17 protein-coding genes and 1 tRNA gene are annotated in these 17,485 nt (G+C 64.9%); 10 read left to right on the forward strand and 8 right to left on the reverse strand.

Annotation, left to right across the window (positions count from 1 at the left end; all coding sequences use genetic code 11):
• On the reverse strand, positions 1–442 hold a 442-nt coding region (locus tag K8I61_05110; GenBank protein MBZ0271393.1), incomplete at its 3' end, for an MltA domain-containing protein.
• Positions 443–973: 531 nt separating this feature from the next.
• Between K8I61_05110 and lexA the strand changes: the two genes are divergently transcribed.
• Both lexA and K8I61_05120 read left to right on the forward strand, forming a co-directional pair.
• Positions 974–1,585, forward strand: a complete 612-nt coding sequence (gene lexA, locus K8I61_05115; protein MBZ0271394.1) for a transcriptional repressor LexA — start codon at positions 974–976, stop codon at positions 1,583–1,585.
• A complete protein-coding gene (locus K8I61_05120; GenBank protein ID MBZ0271395.1) occupies positions 1,585–2,019 on the forward strand; it encodes a hypothetical protein in 435 nt (144 codons plus the stop codon). The genes lexA and K8I61_05120 overlap by 1 nt, the downstream gene beginning before the upstream one ends.
• Positions 2,020–2,181: 162 nt before the next feature.
• Here the strand turns inward: K8I61_05120 and K8I61_05125 are convergent, their stop codons facing one another.
• The gene (locus K8I61_05125) at positions 2,182–2,796 is read right to left on the reverse strand and encodes a hypothetical protein (protein ID MBZ0271396.1); all 615 of its coding nucleotides are present in this window, start codon (positions 2,794–2,796) and stop codon (positions 2,182–2,184) included.
• Between the two features lie 354 nt (positions 2,797–3,150).
• Here K8I61_05125 and K8I61_05130 point away from each other — a divergent pair, with 354 nt between their 5' ends.
• From K8I61_05130 to K8I61_05160, 7 genes are all read left to right on the forward strand, one after another.
• Positions 3,151–3,432 carry a hypothetical protein gene (locus K8I61_05130; GenBank protein ID MBZ0271397.1) on the forward strand — a complete coding sequence of 94 codons (282 nt, stop codon included), beginning with the start codon at positions 3,151–3,153 and terminating at the stop codon, positions 3,430–3,432.
• Positions 3,429–4,265, forward strand: a complete 837-nt coding sequence (locus K8I61_05135; GenBank protein MBZ0271398.1) for a phosphatase PAP2 family protein — start codon at positions 3,429–3,431, stop codon at positions 4,263–4,265. Before K8I61_05130 ends, K8I61_05135 begins: the two co-directional genes overlap by 4 nt.
• Positions 4,255–5,343, forward strand: a complete 1,089-nt coding sequence (locus K8I61_05140) for a hypothetical protein (GenBank protein ID MBZ0271399.1) — start codon at positions 4,255–4,257, stop codon at positions 5,341–5,343. Before K8I61_05135 ends, K8I61_05140 begins: the two co-directional genes overlap by 11 nt.
• Positions 5,340–6,044 carry a hypothetical protein gene (locus tag K8I61_05145; protein MBZ0271400.1) on the forward strand — a complete coding sequence of 235 codons (705 nt, stop codon included), beginning with the start codon at positions 5,340–5,342 and terminating at the stop codon, positions 6,042–6,044. Before K8I61_05140 ends, K8I61_05145 begins: the two co-directional genes overlap by 4 nt.
• 93 nt (positions 6,045–6,137) lie before the next feature.
• Positions 6,138–7,124 (forward strand): radical SAM protein, encoded by a 987-nt coding sequence (locus K8I61_05150; GenBank protein MBZ0271401.1) that lies wholly within the window; start codon positions 6,138–6,140, stop codon positions 7,122–7,124.
• Between the two features lie 144 nt (positions 7,125–7,268).
• Positions 7,269–8,774 (forward strand): alpha/beta fold hydrolase, encoded by a 1,506-nt coding sequence (locus K8I61_05155; GenBank protein ID MBZ0271402.1) that lies wholly within the window; start codon positions 7,269–7,271, stop codon positions 8,772–8,774.
• A gap of 154 nt (positions 8,775–8,928) precedes the next feature.
• The gene (locus K8I61_05160) at positions 8,929–9,198 is read left to right on the forward strand and encodes a hypothetical protein (GenBank protein MBZ0271403.1); all 270 of its coding nucleotides are present in this window, start codon (positions 8,929–8,931) and stop codon (positions 9,196–9,198) included.
• 493 nt (positions 9,199–9,691) lie between these two features.
• Here K8I61_05160 and K8I61_05165 read toward each other — a convergent pair whose 3' ends face one another.
• On the reverse strand, positions 9,692–11,206 hold the full coding sequence (locus K8I61_05165; GenBank protein MBZ0271404.1) for a carboxypeptidase M32: 1,515 nt from the start codon (positions 11,204–11,206) through the stop codon (positions 9,692–9,694).
• 221 nt (positions 11,207–11,427) lie between these two features.
• Between K8I61_05165 and K8I61_05170 the strand changes: the two genes are divergently transcribed.
• Positions 11,428–12,582, forward strand: coding sequence for an MFS transporter (locus K8I61_05170; protein MBZ0271405.1), 1,155 nt, complete (start codon positions 11,428–11,430; stop codon positions 12,580–12,582).
• A gap of 11 nt (positions 12,583–12,593) precedes the next feature.
• Here the strand turns inward: K8I61_05170 and K8I61_05175 are convergent, their stop codons facing one another.
• The 5 genes from K8I61_05175 to K8I61_05195 all read right to left on the reverse strand — a co-directional run.
• Positions 12,594–13,400, reverse strand: coding sequence for an ion transporter (locus K8I61_05175; protein ID MBZ0271406.1), 807 nt, complete (start codon positions 13,398–13,400; stop codon positions 12,594–12,596).
• 200 nt (positions 13,401–13,600) lie between these two features.
• A tRNA-Glu gene (locus K8I61_05180) sits at positions 13,601–13,673 on the reverse strand.
• Positions 13,674–13,770: 97 nt separating this feature from the next.
• Positions 13,771–16,356, reverse strand: a complete 2,586-nt coding sequence (gene lon / locus K8I61_05185; protein ID MBZ0271407.1) for an endopeptidase La — start codon at positions 16,354–16,356, stop codon at positions 13,771–13,773.
• Between the two features lie 9 nt (positions 16,357–16,365).
• Complete coding sequence (locus tag K8I61_05190; GenBank protein MBZ0271408.1) at positions 16,366–16,803, reverse strand: Hsp20/alpha crystallin family protein; 438 nt, start codon at positions 16,801–16,803, stop codon at positions 16,366–16,368.
• 376 nt (positions 16,804–17,179) lie between these two features.
• Positions 17,180–17,485: thiazole biosynthesis adenylyltransferase ThiF (locus K8I61_05195; protein ID MBZ0271409.1), on the reverse strand; the 306-nt coding region annotated here is incomplete at its 5' end.

The raw sequence follows: 17,485 nt of genomic DNA on the forward strand, positions 1-17,485 counted from the left end.
CCTCAAGATCGGGCGGGCGGGCGTAGAGCGGGTGGATGTACGGGCCGCTCCGCGTGTGCGAGGCCTCGACAATCGGGTCGTAATAACCCGTTAAATGCGCGCGGCCGGGTTTTGCGGGGTGGCTCGTCCGAAAGATGCGAAACGCCGCGTTGACGCGCTCGGACAGGTCCGGCTTGCCGAATGACTCATCCACGATCTTTCGCAGGGTCGTCACCCCGGCCGCGAGCTTCGATGCCGGAACGCGCAGCGCACCGACCTTGACGGGTCTGTCGCCAAGCCGCGCCAGATATTCCGCCTGACGATCCAGCGCCAGCAGCAACCCGGCCTTGTCGCCGCGCTCGTCAAACGGCAGTTCGGGAATCTCCTGCCACGCGAGGGCGGGGGCGGCAAAGAGGATAATCGCGCTGAGAACCAGCGCGACGATTTTTCCGATTCGATCCATCAAACGGAATCGTTGTCCAAAAGCGGCCCCGCCGACAAGTCCGACCAAAAACGCGAGCGAATTTCAATGAGTCGCTCCCGCGTTCCTCTTTGCTATTTCCTCCTTCCTCTTCTCAAAAAAAACGCTTGACTTTCGGTTTTTGTTCGCATACAAATACGAACAGAAAACGAACATCACCCAGGCGCGCAACGCTCTGGGCCGCGCCGGCGGCGATTTCGCGGGGATTTGGGCAGCGTTAGCGGGGAGCTTCATGCGGGACCGGAACGTGCCGAAGGGTCGCGAAAATCGCCGCCTTCCATGGAGGCGGAAACGCCGGCGAAGCCGCGCGCGAATGGGGGGCGGGACGTGGGAGTAGAAAAATAAATGTCGAATGGGGAATCGGGAATGCGGAATGACCGGCTGGCGGCCCCGGCCAGGTCAGTGCCGCGACCGTGAGGGAGCGTGCGGCTCCGCCCCGACGAGACGTTCTGATGATGTCCATGATGTCCATGACGTCCATTTTATCCATCGCCTGAACGCACGGGAGGCTCCATGCGCCTGACCAAAAAGCAGAAACAGATCCTCGACTTCATCGAGGAGCATCTGCGCGCCGAGGGCTACGCACCGAGCCTGCGCGAGATCGCCGCGCATTTCGGCCTGGCGAGCGTGGCGACCGTGCATCAACACGTTTCGGCGCTCGAGGAGATGGGCGCGCTGTCGCGCGAATCGAACCGCAGCCGGTCGCTTCGCCCCGTCGCGGACGATCCCCCGCCCGCGGGGGTGTACGTCCCGGTGCTTGGCGCGATCGCGGCGGGACGCCCGATCCCGGCGATCGAGACGCTCGATGACGCCGACACCATCGCGCTGCCCGAGGACATGATCGGCCGCGGCGACCACTTCGCCCTGCGCGTCGAGGGCGATTCCATGATCGAGGAAGGTATCTTCGACGGCGACCTCGTCATCGCGCGCCGCCAGGAAAAAGCCGAAAACGGCGAGGTGGTCGTGGCGCTCGTGGACGAGGCGGAAGCCACGGTCAAGCGCCTGCGCCGGCAAAATTCCGACATCACGCTCATACCCGCGAATCCCAACCTTTCGCCGGTCACCTATTCGGAAGAGCGCGTGCGCGTTCAGGGCGTGGTGGTCGGCCTCATGAGGAAATACTGATGCATACGCGCGTCGTGGGGACCTGTTTTGCCGCGGCCGCCGCGCTGGTCGTCGTGCTGCTGGCGTCGCTGCCGCCCGGACCGGGGCAACAAACAAAGGTGGACTATTCGCTGGCCGGCGCCGCGCCCGCGGCGGTGCAGCCGGCGTTAGCCCGCGCGACATTCGCCGGGCTCGAGCAATGCGCCGGCACGGCGGAGGAGATCGACGCGGCCCGCCTTGTCGCGGCGGCGATCAAGGAGCGCGCGCCGGCGGTGACGGCGATCGAGGAGCCCGGCCACCCGGCGTTTCTGGCGTGCCGGCGCGCGGGAGACGTGCTCGTCGCGGCTCGCGTTCGGTATTCCGGCGGCGCTTCGCCGGATTACGCCACGCCGGCTTTTCGCGTCAGCAAAGGACGGATTGCGCCGGAAAACGCGGCCGCGGCCGCATTGTTATAGAAGCGAAGGTGGCGCATGGAGAAACGGGTGCGTGGCGCGATAACATGACCCGTTTCCCTGGCTTTCTCACCGATTCCCATCCATCGTGCCCGGCGGCATGAATCCATAAAAAAAAGGAGGCCCGATGGCCTCCTTTTTCGTCGTCTCGTTTTTCGTTTCGGCTTAGATCTCGACCTCGCCCTTCGTGCGGACGCGGATCTCGATGTAGAACTCGCCGAAGAAGCCAAGCGGCGGCGCCTCATCGTAGATGCAATAGCGGAATTCCTCGTCGCGGTTCGTGAGATAGTAGTTCACGAACGTAAGCGTGCCTTCTTCGAGGTCCGCTTCGGAGTATTCCTTGTCGCCCTTCGACACCGGGAAATCGGCAATCAGGGCGTCCGCCCAGTCGTCACAGTTGTCGAACTCGTCGCTGCAAAGGAAGAGCTGGCACTGGATTTCGTCAACCGCGTCGTCGTCCCAGTCCACGTTCTTGTAGCGGAATTTGACGCTGATCAGCTCAACGTCGTCGATGCTCACGTCGTCGAAGTCGTCTCCGAGCGCTTCCTGGAGCGCCGCGTTCACGCTCGTCTGACCGCAGACCGCGTCGTCCTGAACCGCTTTCTCGTCACCCTCGTCGCCCACGACGATCGGTTCGAGTTCCAGGTCCTCTTCTTCGTCAAAGCCTGTGTCCGCCTGATCTTTCACCGCGTCCTCGACGTCGCAGGCGCCAAAGCCGATGGCCAGCGCCGCCACGATCGCCAACAGGAACATCAACTGCATGATTGTACGTACCCGCATCGTCAGCCTCCGTTGGGCGCTCCCGCGCCCGGTCTTGCGCACCAATTCGTAGCCCCGAAACGGCGCAGCCTCCCGCGGCATGGGCCGGTAAATCATCCGCAAGGCAAAATCAAGGGCGGATGTTAGGCCTGCCGCCCGTCGAAAGTCAATTCATTTGACCGTCGCCGAATTCGATATGTAAGAAACGATACACAATCGGTGCCCAGCGCCGTGGGAGCAATCCGGCCCGGACGCGGACATTTTCGAAATGAATGCTTGACGCCGATGGCAAAACCCGCCGAAAAGAGGCCATTCCGGTTGGGGCGCCCTGGCCGGCGTCCCGCGCGATAGGCGAGTTTTCGCCCAGGGGTTACGATGGTTGCGTCACGCGAACTTCGCCAGGAGCTGATCCGTGAGCTCGCCCGCGAGTTCTCCCGCGGGACGGACAAGACCATCTCCGCCCGGCGCAACCCTCTTCGCTGGATCCTGCTGCACTTTTTCGTTGGCCTGAACGTCATGGTCGTCGTCCATTTTGTCTTTCAGATGCTGGCGCCCTGGCCGATTGGGAACGGGGCGCATTTCGTCGTCACCTTCCTGGCGCCCGCGATTGCGTCCGTCTCGCACTTTCTCTATGTGTACCCGGAGCGGACGCCATGATCGACTCCGCCCGGCGCTTCGCGTCCGTTTACTGGCAGGAATTGCTGGCCGTCATGATGTTCGCGATCTGGGCGGGCGGCTATTTCACGATCGCGGCTTCCATCGATCCGACGCACACGGACAAGATTCCCGTCCTTCTGGATACGCGGATTCCGTTCATTCCCGAATTCGTATTCATCTACGTCGGCCTGTACCCGATGTACATCTACCCCTATCTGCTTGTCCGCGACGCGCAATTTTTCAAGGAATTCACAAGCGCCTACATTACGGTCATGGTCATCTGTTTCTCCATATTCGTGTTATTCCCGGTGTCGATCGACCGGCCGGTCATCGATCCGGCGGAAAGCTTCACGATGTGGGTTCTCAGCCTTGTCTATTCGGCCGACAAGCCCGTGAACTGCTTTCCGTCCACGCACGTCGCCATGACGATGATGAGCGCACTGACGATCTTTGAGATCAACCGGCCGTGGGGCCTGATCGCGATTTTCTACGCGCTCGCGATCGCGACCTCGACGCTGTTCGTCAAGCAGCACTACGTCCTTGATGTTGTCGTCGGCATCTTCATCGCGCTCATGGTTTATTATGTCTATTACAAGCAGCGGATCATGCGCTCGCTTGGGAAGAACTTCCGCGTCTGGCAGTGGGAACTGGAAGGTTATTTCGGCCAGTGGCTCGAGGCGCGGCTCGGCCCCGTCCTTGACCGCATCATCGCCCACCGCGTCGAGGAGATTGTGACGCGCGCGATCGACAAGCGGCTCTCCCGGGACCTCGATCCTGACGATTCGGACGATGGCGAGGATTCCGACGACAATCCGACGCGCCATGCCGGTTGAAATTTCGCGGTCGTGCCGCGCGGCGCGCGTGGCCGGCGCGCTGATCGCGTCCCTGGCGCTTGCGTCGCCGGCGGCGATCGCCGCGGCTGACGAGGTTGAGAGCGCGCCGACGGCCGAAATCGAACCGGTCGCCGCGAAGGAAATCGCCCGCCTGACCGGACCCGCCCGCGAACAAATGCAAGCCGCCCTAGCGCGGCACGCGCGTTTCGGGTCGCGCGTCGCGCGGGTTTTGCACCGTTGCGGCGCGCCCGGCGGTGCGGATGTGCTGCCGTTTTTGCTGGCGGATTACGATCCCGCCGCGAATTTTCCGGGCGACGCCGCGGGCCTGTGGCGCATCGACCGCGAGGAGGCGCGCCGCGGCGGATTGCGCCGGGACGCCTTCGTGGACGCCCGACGCGATCCCGAGGACGCGACGCTATGGGCTTGCGCCGAACTGACCCGCGCGCGCGACGCCGCGGGGGGCGACGCGCATGCGGCGCTGGTTTCATTCACGCGCGCTCGCCTGCTGCGCTCGGAGAGCGCCGCGCCGGATGTCGCCGCGTTGTCCGCGCGCCTTACGGCCGCGTGGATCGTGTTGGCCGATCCGAAGGCCCACGGATTCGAAGCGCCCGCCGCCGCCTCCCAAGCCGCCGTTCCGCTGCGCGCGTTGACGGACCTTTCGCGCCTGACGCTGTTGGCCGACGCGCCGGGAGGCGTCGTGCGCGATCACAACCCCGAGCTGTTGACCGACTACATCCCGCCCGACGGGGGGACGTACGCCGTCGTCGTTCCAGCGGAAAACGAGCACGCGCTCGAAGCCGTGAACGCGAGCGCCAACGCGGTCGCGCCGCGCGACGGCCTGCGCGGCGTCCGCGTCCTGACGATCAAGAAAAAGCGCGGCACCCCGCTCGATATCCTTGCGCGCCGATACGATACGAGCCCGGCGAGCCTGCGCGCCTGGAACGGCATCCTCGAAGGGCGCGAGCCGAAAAAGGGTGCGAAGCTCATCATCTACGTGCGCGACGACGCCGCGAGCAGCGACGGCGATGAAGGCGAAACGGGCAGCACGCGCGCCCCCTGGACGGTGATCAATCAATGAGGCGGCGAGCCGCTCTCTCGACGATCGGGCTGCGTCGAACCGCGGTGTTCGCCGCGTTTGCAGTTGGGATATTCGCCGCGGTTCCCGCGGTCGCGCATTACATGGGGAACATGGAGATCCTCGTCGTTCTGCACCCGGATCGCACGTTCACGGTCGAAGTGCTCCAGGACGTTCGCGCGCTGATGTTTTCCCTGACGCAGGCTGATATCCCCGTGGAGGAACTCGACAGGCTCGTCGGGCAGCTATCGCCGGAGGAGCGCGAGATCCGGCGAAAGCACATCACCGATACGCTGCCCGTGCTTGTCGAGGTGTGGTTTGACGGCGCCCCCGTCGAAACGGCCGCGCAGGCGGTGAAACTCGGCGAGGACGACTACGGCTGGCGCCTGGGCGGCCCGCTGCCCGCGGAAAGCCTGCGCCTGACGGGCGCCATCCCGCGCGGCGCGAAAAACGTGACCATCCTCGCCTCGATGTTCTTTGGAAACACCGTGATCCAGTTTCGCGAGGAGGGCGCCGAATTCACCACCGCGCGCATGACGATGGCCGGCATGAAGGCCGAGCCATATCAGATCAAGTTGATCGATACCGGCGACACCGAAGCGCCGTTTGTCGCGTTCGCCGCCGGTACGACGCTCGTGATTCTCGCCGTCATGCTCGCCGTGTGGTTCGCGAGGCGCCGCCGGCGCCGGACGCCCGCGACGTAGCCGTTCGCGTCGGCCCGTCCGATGTGCGTGATGACGAAGCCATGACCGCCGCTGCCTGTTCGTAGCCGCCGCCGGGCTGATATACTGGCGCGGATGGCATCCGCATCGCGAAAAACCCTGGATCCGCTCGCCACGCTCCCCGCGGGCGCGTACCGATATCTATTCGGGCCCGTTCCGTCGCGGCGGCTCGGCAATTCGCTGGGAATCGACCTTTTCATCCGAAAAATCTGCAACTTCAATTGCCCTTACTGCGAGTGCGGACCGACGGTCGCGATGCCGGTCGAGCGATCGGAGTTCGTGCCGTTTGATGAGGTGGTCGCCGAACTGCGCCGGTTTTTTGCGAGCGGCGATGCGGCCGGTGTCGATGTCCTGACCTTCTCCGGAAACGGCGAACCCACCCTGTATTCCCGCCTCGGCGAATTGATCCGCGTCATCCGCACGCTGACCGGCACGCCCGTCGCGGTGATCACGAACTCCGCGCTCATCATGCGCGCGGATGTGCGCGCCGAGCTGGCGCTCGCGGATATCGTCGTGCCGAGCCTCGACGCCGTGACGCAGGACGTGATGCGCAGGATCAACCGCTCGCACCCGACGATCCTCGCCTCCGAAATGATCGACGGCCTCGTCCGCTTCCGCGACGAGTTCGCGGGGCGCATGGACCTCGAAATCTTCTTCTGCAAGGGCATCAACGACGACCCGCGCGAGGTGGCGCTATTGGCCGACGCCGCGCGGCGCATCCGCCCCGATCGCGTGCAGCTCAATACCGTCGACCGGCCGCCCGCGTTCGCGAGTGCGAAGCCGCTTTCGCCGGACGAGATGCAGGCGATCCGCGTCGCGTTCGACCTGCCGAACGTCGAGGTGGTCGCGCGGCCGCGCGTCGAGAGGCCGGCGCCCGTCATGCCCGCGGAGGACCAGGTTCTTTCCCTCGTTCTGCGCCGTGGCGTCGACGAGGACGATCTCATCGAAACGCTGGGACTTCCGGGCGACGAGGCGCACGCGCTGTTGGCGCGCCTTGCGGGCGAAGGCAAGATCGTACGCGTCGAGTTCGACGGGCGCGCTCAATACCGGCGGGCGGGCTGAGGCGCGGGGAGCGAATAAGAGAAATGACGAGCGGAAGGAAAACCTCGCCGTGAGTCTGTGCACCGATGTGATCATGTTCCCCAGGGCGCGAACAACGGACATTCGCCTCGTCGCGATCCGTCCGTCCGGTCCGCGATGTCCATGATGTCCATTCGATCCATCATCGTCGCGGCGATCGCGTTTTCGTTTCTCGCCGTTCCCGCCTGTTCATGCGGCGGCGTTGACGACGAAGGCGACGGCGATCCGGCCGGCGGAGACGCCGATGATGACGATGCCACGGTTGATGACGACGACCATGCCGGCGATGACTCCGGCGATGACTCCGACGATGACACGGACGACGACGAAGACGATGACACGGACGACGATCCCGCGCCGCCGCCCGACGTCGCGATCGCGTGCGTCGATGACAAGGAAGACGTTTACCTGACGCCGAACGCCGGCGCGCTGGCCGCGATGGAACGCGGCGATCCCATTCGCTGCGCCGCGGATGGCGAAATGACGCGCGAGGACGTGGAGTCGCGTCTTGCGAACGTGCCGGGAATCGACGTGACGAGCGGGTACGCGTCGTATGTGATCTCGTACCGAACCGACCGCGATCCGGGCGAGGCCGGCATCGGCACCGCGCGCCTGTTCGTGCCGACCGAGCCCGCCGCCGGCCCGCTTCCGGTCGCCGTCGCGGCACACGGTACGGCGGGGCTCGCGGATCGTTGCGCGCCGTCGAAATACCCCGTGCTGGAAGCCGAGTTGCTGTTGCCGTTTGTCGCCGCGGGATACCCCGTTATCGCACCGGACTACGCGGGGCTCGGAACCGATGGCGTGCAGGGCTACGGAAACGTCGTGGATACGACGCACTCGATGCTCGATGCGGCGCGCGCCGCGATTCGCGCGCTGACAATGGGCTCGCTTTCCGGCGAGGTCATCGCCATCGGCCACAGCCAGGGCGGGGGAGCGGCGCTGGGAACGCAGGTGCTCGGCGCCGCGGACGGCGCGCCGGATCTTTCGATCGTGAAGGTCGTGTCGTTCGCGGGCGGGTGGTCAAGCGGCAACGAGATCGAAAGCTTCCGCTTGCCGAACTTCCCCATTTCCGGCGGCGCCGGCGTCAACCGGGCGGTCGCCGCGCTCGCGCTCTACGCGAACTTCGCCAACCTCTTCGGCGAGGCGTCCGCGCGCGAGGGAATCCACCCCGACGTGCGCACGTATATCGGAGACGCCATCGACACCGAATGCGTTTTTCAACTGACGCTCACGCTGCAAACGCCGGCGGTCGGCTACGATCCGCCGGCGGTCACCGGCGAACTGATCGATCCGACGTTCCGCGCGGAGGTCGCCGACTGCCTGGCCGGCGAAGCATGCACCGCCCGCGCGGATGCCTACGTCTCGCGCGCGGCGGGAAACGATCGGCCCTTCGATCCCGGCGGCGCGCCCATTCTCGTCGTCGCCGGCTCGGCGGACGAGCAGCAGACACCGCGATCCCAGGCGTGTCTGCGCGAGATGATCGAGTCGGACGGCGCCGATCTCACCGCCTGCATGATCGAAGGGGCGACGCACTTCGACATCGTCGCGCGAGGCGCGGCTTACGCCGTCGGTTGGGCGCTGGGCGCGCCGATCCCTTGTCCGGACGAAGCCGCGTTTCCGTCGTGTATTTGATAACTTACGCGCCGCGTGGATTGCGTTCGAACGGCGGCCGCATAATTGGACGAATAATGCAATTCGCGCCGAATTGGTTCTTGCATTGAAGGGAAAGATTGGCTAGAGTTGGATGTTCTTCGAGAAGAGAACCACAACCAGGAGGATCGATTCCATGAGCAAGCGTATGATGTCCGGTGCCGTTTTGCTTGTCGCCGCGGCCGCCATGGTGGCCATGTCCTTTGCGTTCGTCGCGATCAGCAAGGCCTCGAATGACGAGGTGACGCAGGTTGCTTCGCAGTACTTCGACCGCTCCGACCTCATGGGCGGCAGCGTCGGATTCCACGAAGGTCACCGCACCTTCCGCTTTCAGGGGATCGACAAGAGCGCGCTGAAGCTCCGCGCGAACCAGCGCGTCGAGCGCAACCTGAACATCGTCAAGTAAGATACCGATCGCTAAGCGAAAGCCCGGCGCGAAAGCGCCGGGCTTTTTTTCGATTTTGTTTATCCGCAGATTACGCCGATTACGCAGATGGCATGAATTTCCCGTCGGTGTTTCAGGGCTCGCCGAAGTTTTGAGCCGACTCCGGAAGCGATGGCCGGGTTCTCGCGAAGCGAGACCGGTTCGAGAAATCCGCATCCCAAAATCGAGTGCACCTCCATCGCCGCGCCAATGATGGCGTAGGTTCTCGGGTCGCGTTTCGTCCTGTCGAGTTCGTAAGTCGGCATGGGCGCTAATTCGTCCGGTTTTGTTTGTCCGCAGATTACGCAGATTTCGCAGATGGGAAAACGCACGACGGCGTTCGTCAAACATCGAGCGACGGCAGTGTCATGCTGGTCGAGAAAGTCACTGCCGTCGCGTGGGGTCAATTCCGGCAAGAACAAATACTTGAATCTGCGTAATCTGCGAAATCTGCGGATAGACCCCTGCGCGTCCCCTACGCGCTCACCCCGTACAGCGCGCCGTATTTCTCGGCGACATACGCCATGAAATCGTCCGGCGACGGCGGGCGGCCGGTGACATGCTCGATGAGGTCCGCGGGCAGGTAGCGGCGGCCGTGCGTGTGCACGTTTTCGCGCAGCCAGGCCAGCAGCGGGGCGAACCGGCCTTCGGCGAAACCTTCATCGATTCCCGGCACATCGGTGCGCGCTTTCGCGTAGAGTTGCGCCGCGTTCAGGCTGCCGAGAAGGTAGCTTGGAAAATATCCGAACATGCCGAGCGACCAGTGCACGTCCTGAAGGCATCCGAGCGCGTCGTTTTGCGGCGTCACGCCGAGAAACTCCTGCATCTTCGCGTTCCACGCGGCGGGAAGATCCTTCACCGCGAGCTTGCCGGAAAGCAGATCGCGCTCGATCTCGAAGCGCAAAATGATGTGCAGGCCGTAGGTGACCTCGTCGGCCTCGACGCGGATGAGCGAGGGCTCCACGCGGTTGACCGCGAAGTAGAGATCGTCGAGCGACACGCCCGCAAGCTGCTCCTTGTATTCGGCGCGCAGCGTCGGCTCCATGAACGCGAGGAAGGCGCGCGAGCGGCCGACGACGTTCTCCCACAGGCGCGACTGCGACTCGTGGATCGACATCGACGAGCTTTCGCCAAGCGGCGTGCCCTCGTGCTCGCGAGCGAGGTTCTGCTCATACAGCCCGTGGCCCGCCTCGTGGATGACGCCGTACAGCGACGCGAACGGCTGGTCCTCGTAATAACGCGTCGTCAGGCGCACGTCGCCGCCGGTGCCGCTGCAAAACGGATGCGCGGAGATATCGAGGCGCCCGGCTTCCGGGTCAAAGCCGATCGCGGTCATCGCAAATTTCGCAAGGCGCGTTTGCGACGCGACCGGGAATCGTTGCGACAGAAAATCGATGCGCGGCGCCCGCCCCGAATCGGCGAACTTGCGCACCCACGGAACGAGCTTCGCGCGCAGGCCCGCGAGCACCTCGCCGGTCGATTCCGCCGTCGCGCCCGGCTCGTAGTCGTCGAGCATCGCGTCGTAGGGCTCGTTCGGATACCCCCAGTGGCCGGCGATGCGCTTTTTGATCGAGACGATCTTCTCGAGCCAGTCGGCGAAGACCGAAAAGTCCGACTCGTGCCGCGCGCGAATCCAGTCCTGGTGCGCGAGCGAACAGGTGCGCGATTCTTCCTCGACGAGTTCGGCGGGCAGTTTGGTCATGCGCTCGAAGGCGCGCCGCGTCTCGCGCAGCACGGCCTTTTCGTCGGGCGACAACTCGTCCTCGTGTTCGGTCAATCGCGCGATCCACGCGCCGCGTTTTTCGGCCGTGTTGCGCCGGTGGACGATGCCCGCCAACAGCGCAAGCTGCCGCGATTTGGCTTCCACGCCCTTGGCCGGCATGTACGTCTCCTGGTCCCAGCCCAGAAGTCCCATGATGCGCCCGAGGTCCGAAATCTGCCGCGAGTCGTCGAGCAGGGCTTTGTACGTCGCCCGAAGATCCTCCGCCATCGCTTGCCTCCCTACCGCTGATTTTATTCGAGGGCCGTTTGCGCGAACGCGCTCCCTATTTAGCGCATTCGCGCCCCACAAGAAACGACGTGTATTTGATCCGCGGACGGTTCCTCAAAATTGGCGTTCGTCTGTAATATCGCGCCGTGGCGAATCGCCCTCTTCCCAAACAGGTCAAATCGCTCGGGCTCGTCAGCTTTTTCAACGACGCCGCGAGCGAGATGATTCTTCCGCTGCTGCCCGCGTTCGTGACCGGCACGCTCGGGCTCGGTCCGCACGTGCTCGGCATCATGGAAGGCTTCGCGGAGACGGTCGCGTCGTTGCTCAAGTACGCATCGGGCCGGTGGTCGGATCGCGTGCGTCGCCGGAAGCCGCTCGCGGTCGCCGGTTATCTGCTTTCCAACATCGTGCGCCCCGCGATGGGTCTCGCGCAGGCCGGTTGGCACGTCGTGGCGCTTCGTTCGACCGACCGCGCCGGAAAGGGCGTGCGCAGCGCGCCGCGAGACGCGCTGCTGGCCGCCTCGGTCGACACGCGCGACCGCGGGCGCGCGTTCGGGTTTCATCGCGCGATGGACCACGCCGGCGCGGTCGTGGGTCCGGCGCTCGCGTTCGTGTTGCTCTCCGTGTTCGCGTTCGATGTCCGCACCGTGTTTTTCCTCTCGGCGATTCCCGGCGCGATCGCCGTGTTGTTCATTGCGTTTCGCGTACGCGAGAAACGGGCGGCTAACGCGGCGCCCGAAGCGGACGCGAAAATCGCGGGCGATTCGAACGCGCATTCAAATTCCGCGACCCCGGATGGTTCTTCCGACGATTTCGACCGCCGCCGCTTCGGCGTGTTTCTCGCCGCGATGGTGCTATTCACGCTCGGCAACTCGACGGACGTTTTTCTCTTGCTGCACGCGCAGGAACTCGGCGTGCCGGTGGCTTACGCGCCGGTTTTGTGGATCGTTTTGCATCTGTCGAAGACGGCGTTTGCCACGCCGGGCGGCACGCTTTCCGATCGTATCGGGCGACGCAAGGCGATCCTTGCCGGCTGGGGCGTTTACGCGATTGCGTACGCCGGTTTCGCCGCCGCGAACGCGGCCTGGCAGATGTGGCCGCTTTTTATTTTCTACGGCCTGTTCTACGGGCTGACCGAAGGGCCGGAGCGCGCGATGGCCGCGGATCTCGTTCCTTCGCGGCGGCACGGCCTGGGATTCGGGCTCTACCACCTGTCCGTCGGCGTTGCCGCGCTGCCGGCGTCCGTCGTGGCGGGTTACCTCTGGAAGGCGTATGGCGCACCCGCCGCCCTTGGGCTCGGCGCCACGTTCGCGATCATCGCCGCGCTTGTGCTGGCGTTGGGTTTGAAAGAGGCGCGGCCGGCCCAAGCGGCGTAAAGCATCCACGTTCAACCGTGCCGGTGAATGTCCCCCCCGCAATGCGGGCAGAAATTCGTGCGCGGGCGATGGCGCTGCATCTCCTCGAGAAATCCCGATCCAAGGATGCCCGCCGGCAGGGCAAACAGGCCGATGCCGATGATCGCGATCATCGAGCCGAGCAGCTTGCCAAGCGGCGTCATGGGGTGCACGTCGCCGTATCCGACGGTCGTCAACGTCGAGGCCGCCCACCACATCGCGTCCGGAATGGAGCCGAACGAGTCGGGCTGGAATTCGTGCTCGAGGTGGTGCATCAGCGCGGAGGACAGGATGATCGCGACCACCATGATGAAAAGCGCGACGAAAAGTTCCTCGCGCTTGGCCCGCGCCACGTTTGCGAAGGTGCGGATGGCTTTCGAGTAGCGCGCGAATTTCAGGACGCGGAACAGCCGGAACAGGCGCAGCGCACGCACCGCGCGGAAGTCCCCCATCAACGCGGCGTAGAACGGCGCGACGGCGAGCAGGTCGATGAGCATCATCGGCGAGACGGCGAACTTCAACCGTCCGACGAACGGGCGGCGGTAGCGCTCCTCGACGGTGCAGGCCCACAGCCGCGCGAGATATTCGAGCGAGAAAATCGCGACGGAAAACGCGTCGAACGCGTCGAAAAACAGCGGCGACGCGGCATAGATCCACGGCACGGTTTCGAGAATGACCGCGGCGAGATTCAGGACGATGAGGACGATGATGAAAAGGTCGAACAGGCGGCTTGCACGATCGTCCGCCCGCGCGACCGTGATGATCTGCCAGACGCGCTTTCTGACGCTTGCGGCCGCCATCGGCCGGTCGGACGGGTCGCGCGCGACCGCGGCCACCGCGCCGGCGCCGGCCTCTGCGACAAATCCGCGATGCAACCTGTCGTCCATGACGGTCGTTCCCTTCGTCCGGCGTATCGGCCAACCGGATAAGGAACGCGACGATAATTTTTATCGTTTCGGTGGGGTAACGCCGCCGGAGGGCGTGGCGCGGCGCGGCAAAACGTCCCCAACGGGAGTCGAACCCGTGTTACCGGCGTGAAAGGCCGGCGTCCTAGGCCTCTAGACGATGGGGACTCGGAGAAGAAAAACGCTCCGCGCCGCGGCCCGGCGTGAGAGCGCGTTCCTTTTAACGATTCTTTGGGGCGGGTGCAATGCGTGGGGACGGCGCGGCTCACGGCTCCGGGCGGCGCTCGGCGGGCGTGCGCGGTTTGCGGCGATTGTTTTTCGCGGCGGGGCGTTTTGGTTCGCCGCCGTTACCCTTGCCTTTCGCCCGGCCGCGCCCGTTTGTCTTCGCGGTTCGGGTCGCCTTGACGACCGGTTTCGCGCCTTGCCGCCTTGTCGCCGGCTTCGCTTTTTGGGCGCGCTTTTTCGTGGCGCCATTTCCCGACTTGCGCGCACGGGCCGCCGCCGCCTTGCGGAACGAACGTTCGAGCACCAGATCGAGCACCTCGTCGATATCCTTCACGAAGTGCACCTTCACCTTGCGCCGGACCTCCGGCGCGAGATCGCGATAGTCCTTTTCGTTGCCCGCCGGCGCGACGACAACGCGCAGCCCCGCGCGGTGAGCGCCGAGCAGTTTTTCGCGCAGGCCGCCGATCGGCATGACGCGCCCGCGCAGCGTGATTTCGCCGGTCATCCCCGTTTCCGCCTTCGACGGAATTCCGGTGAGCGTCGAAACGAGCGCGGTCACCATCGCGATGCCGGCGGACGGGCCGTCCTTGGGAATGGCGCCCGCGGGCACGTGGACGTGAATGTCGTGCGTCGAGAAGAAATCGGGGACAAGGCCGATTTCCTTCGCGTGCGCGCGGGCGTACGTCACCGCCGCCTGCGCGGACTCGCGCATCACCTCGCCCAGATGCCCCGTCAGCGTCAGCGCGCCGCGCCCCGGCGTGGCCTGCGCCTCGATGTGCAGGATTTCGCCGCCGACGGGCGTCCACGCAAGGCCCGTCGCCAGGCCGACGCGCAGCCCCGGCGCCTCGTCTTCCTCGTGCCGGTACTCCGGCGGGCCGAGCAGTTTTTCGACCTGTCCGGGCGTCACCGCGATGTGCTCCGCCTTGCCCTCGCCGATGCGCCGCGCGACCTTTCGGCATAGCGAGCCGATGGTGCGTTCGAGCGTGCGCACGCCGGCCTCGCGCGTGTACCCCTCGACGACCTTCATCACCGCGCGGCTGGGGAAATCAATCTGCTCTCCCGTCAGCCCGGTCGCGTCGAGCTGCTTCGGGATGAGGTAGCGCTCGGCGATGTTGACCTTTTCCTGCGACGTGTAGCCGGGGATGCGGATCATCTCCATGCGGTCGTGCAGCGCCTGCGGGATGGGGTGCTCGGTGTTCGCCGTCGCGATGAACAACACGCGCGAAAGATCGAATGGCACGCCCATGTAATGATCGGTGAAATGGTCGTTCTGCTCCGGATCGAGCACCTCGAGCAGCGCCGAGGCGGGGTCGCCGCGGAAGTCGGCGCCGAGCTTGTCGATCTCGTCGAGCATGAAAACGGGGTTGTTCGAACCGGCCTGTTTCATGCCCATGAGGATCTTGCCGGGCATGGCGCCGACGTAGGTGCGCCGGTGGCCGCGGATCTCGGCCTCGTCGCGCACGCCGCCCAGCGAGACACGGATGAACTTGCGTCCCATGGACCGGGCGATCGAGCGGCCAAGCGACGTCTTCCCGACGCCCGGCGGGCCGACAAAGCAGAGGATCGATCCCTTCACGGTGCCGCGCATCTTCGCGACGGCCAGAAATTCGAGGATGCGTTCCTTCACCTTCTCCAGGCCGAAGTGATCCTCGTCCAGGACGGCGTGCGCCTGTTTGAGATCGAGCTTGTCGCGCGTCTTGGCCGTCCACGGCAGCTCGACAAGCCAATCGAGATACGTGCGTACGACACCCGCCTCCGCGGAGTCGCCGTGCAGGCGGGACAATCGCTTGAGCTGCTTATCCGCCTCCGCCGCGACGGCCTTGGGCATCTTGGCCTTCTCGATTTTTTCGCGCAGCAGATCCATTTCCTCGTCGCGGTCGTCGGTCTCGCCGAGCTCCTTGCGGATCGCCTTCATCTGCTCGCGCAGGTAATACTCGCGCTGGCTTTTGTGGATGCCCTCCTTGGCCATCGTCTCGATTTTCGCCTGCGCCTCCAGAAGCGCCAGCTCGCGCGCCAGATGTTCGCGCACGAGTTCGAGCCGCTTTTGAGGATCGACCGTCTCGAGCACCTCCTGCGCCTGGGCGATCTTGAGGCTGAGGTTGCTCGCCACGATGTCGGCTAGGCGTCCGGGATCGTCCACGGTTTCCGCCAGCTCGACGACCTCGTTGGGGATCGACTTGCCCATCTGCGAGATCTTTTGCAGGCCCTCGACGACCGCGCGCTGATTCGCCTCGTTCTCGATCGTCTCGTCGGGCGCCTCGGGCTCCTGGATGATCTCCACCGTCGCGCGCAGGAACGGGCGCTCTTGCTTGAACTTCTTCGTGCGCACCTTCGCGACGCCCTGCACCAGAACCTTCACGCGCTCCTCGGTGAGCTTCACCATGCGCATGATCGTGCACGCGGTGCCGACGGTGAAGAGATCCTCGCCGCGCGGCTCCTCGATGTCCATGTCCTTTTGCGTGATGACCGCGACCATGCGTTCACCCGCCATCGCCGCGTCGATCGCCGCGTTCGAGATGTCGCGTCCCACGACAAGCGGAATGATCATGTACGGGAATACGACGACGTCCCGGAGCGCCAGGACCGGCAACTCGTTCGGGATGACGATCGTCTCTTCTTCCGTCATAAGCGTCCCCTATGGTTTCGTAAGCGAAATCGTTCGACGCTGGCCGCGCCGTTCCGTCACGCGACGGCAGGTCACGGTCAGCACGCCGTCCGCAAGCACCGCCTTCACGCCCGAATGATCCACGGCGGCCGGCAGTTCCACCGCCTGGCGCACGGGCCCGACGTGGCGCTCGGCCACGACGTACGTCGCGTTCTTCGGAAGCTTCAACGGCGGCTTCACCGCGGTCAGGTCAAATCGCGTCGCGCCGTATTCGAGCGACACGCTTTTCGGATCGACGCCCGGCAGCTCGAAACGCACGACGATGGTGTGATCGGTCAACCATACATCGACCGGCACGGTGGACGGCGTGCGTCCGGGCATGTCGAGCCGATCGAGCAGGCGCAGGAGCTTCAAAAGCTCTTCCTTGATCAAGACCTCCGACGGATCGGAACGCACACCTGGCGTCATCGGATGCCCCTTCCCGGTGTCAGAAACGCACGCCGCCGCCCCGGACAAGGATGTTCGAATTTGCCGATGCCGGCGGCCCGGCCCAATAGTAAGCACCGCCCCGCGCCGGTGGCAACCGAAAATCAAGGAGCATGCGCGATTCGGCACGAACGGGAGCGGAAAGCGGCATGAATCGCAGGAATCGCAATTCAACACAAAAGCTCAAAGGGCACGAAGGGATTTTCGGGAAGATGCCCACACCTTGGACCTCGCAAACTCGGTCAAAAGTGTGTCGCCCGTCCATTCGGTCCATCATGTCCATTATGTCCATCGCAACGTCGGGCACGGGCACGGGCACGGGCACGGGCACGGGCACTGGGGGGGTATGGCCCGCGCCTTACGCCCCCAGAAACCGCGCCACCACGGAACGCGCGCGGCCTTCGTCGCCCGTGCCGCGAACGATGACGCGCGCGTCGGGAAAGACAAGAAGCGTGAAATCCTCGACGCGCGCCTCCAGGTAGATGCCGCGCCGTTTCACCTCGCCCACGTTGGCAAGCCGGGCGGCCAGCGTATCGAGATCCCACGCGGCGCCGTCCGCGGGGAGCACCTGCACGGCGTCGCGCCCGCAAAGGGCGGTCGCGCGGGAGGCGGCGCGCCCTTCCAGAAACCCGAATTCGTTTCGCACGCACGCCGGCGCGAGGAC

It is taken from the genome of bacterium (genome assembly GCA_019912885.1).
GTDB lineage: Bacteria > Lernaellota > Lernaellaia > JACKCT01 > JACKCT01 > JAIOHV01.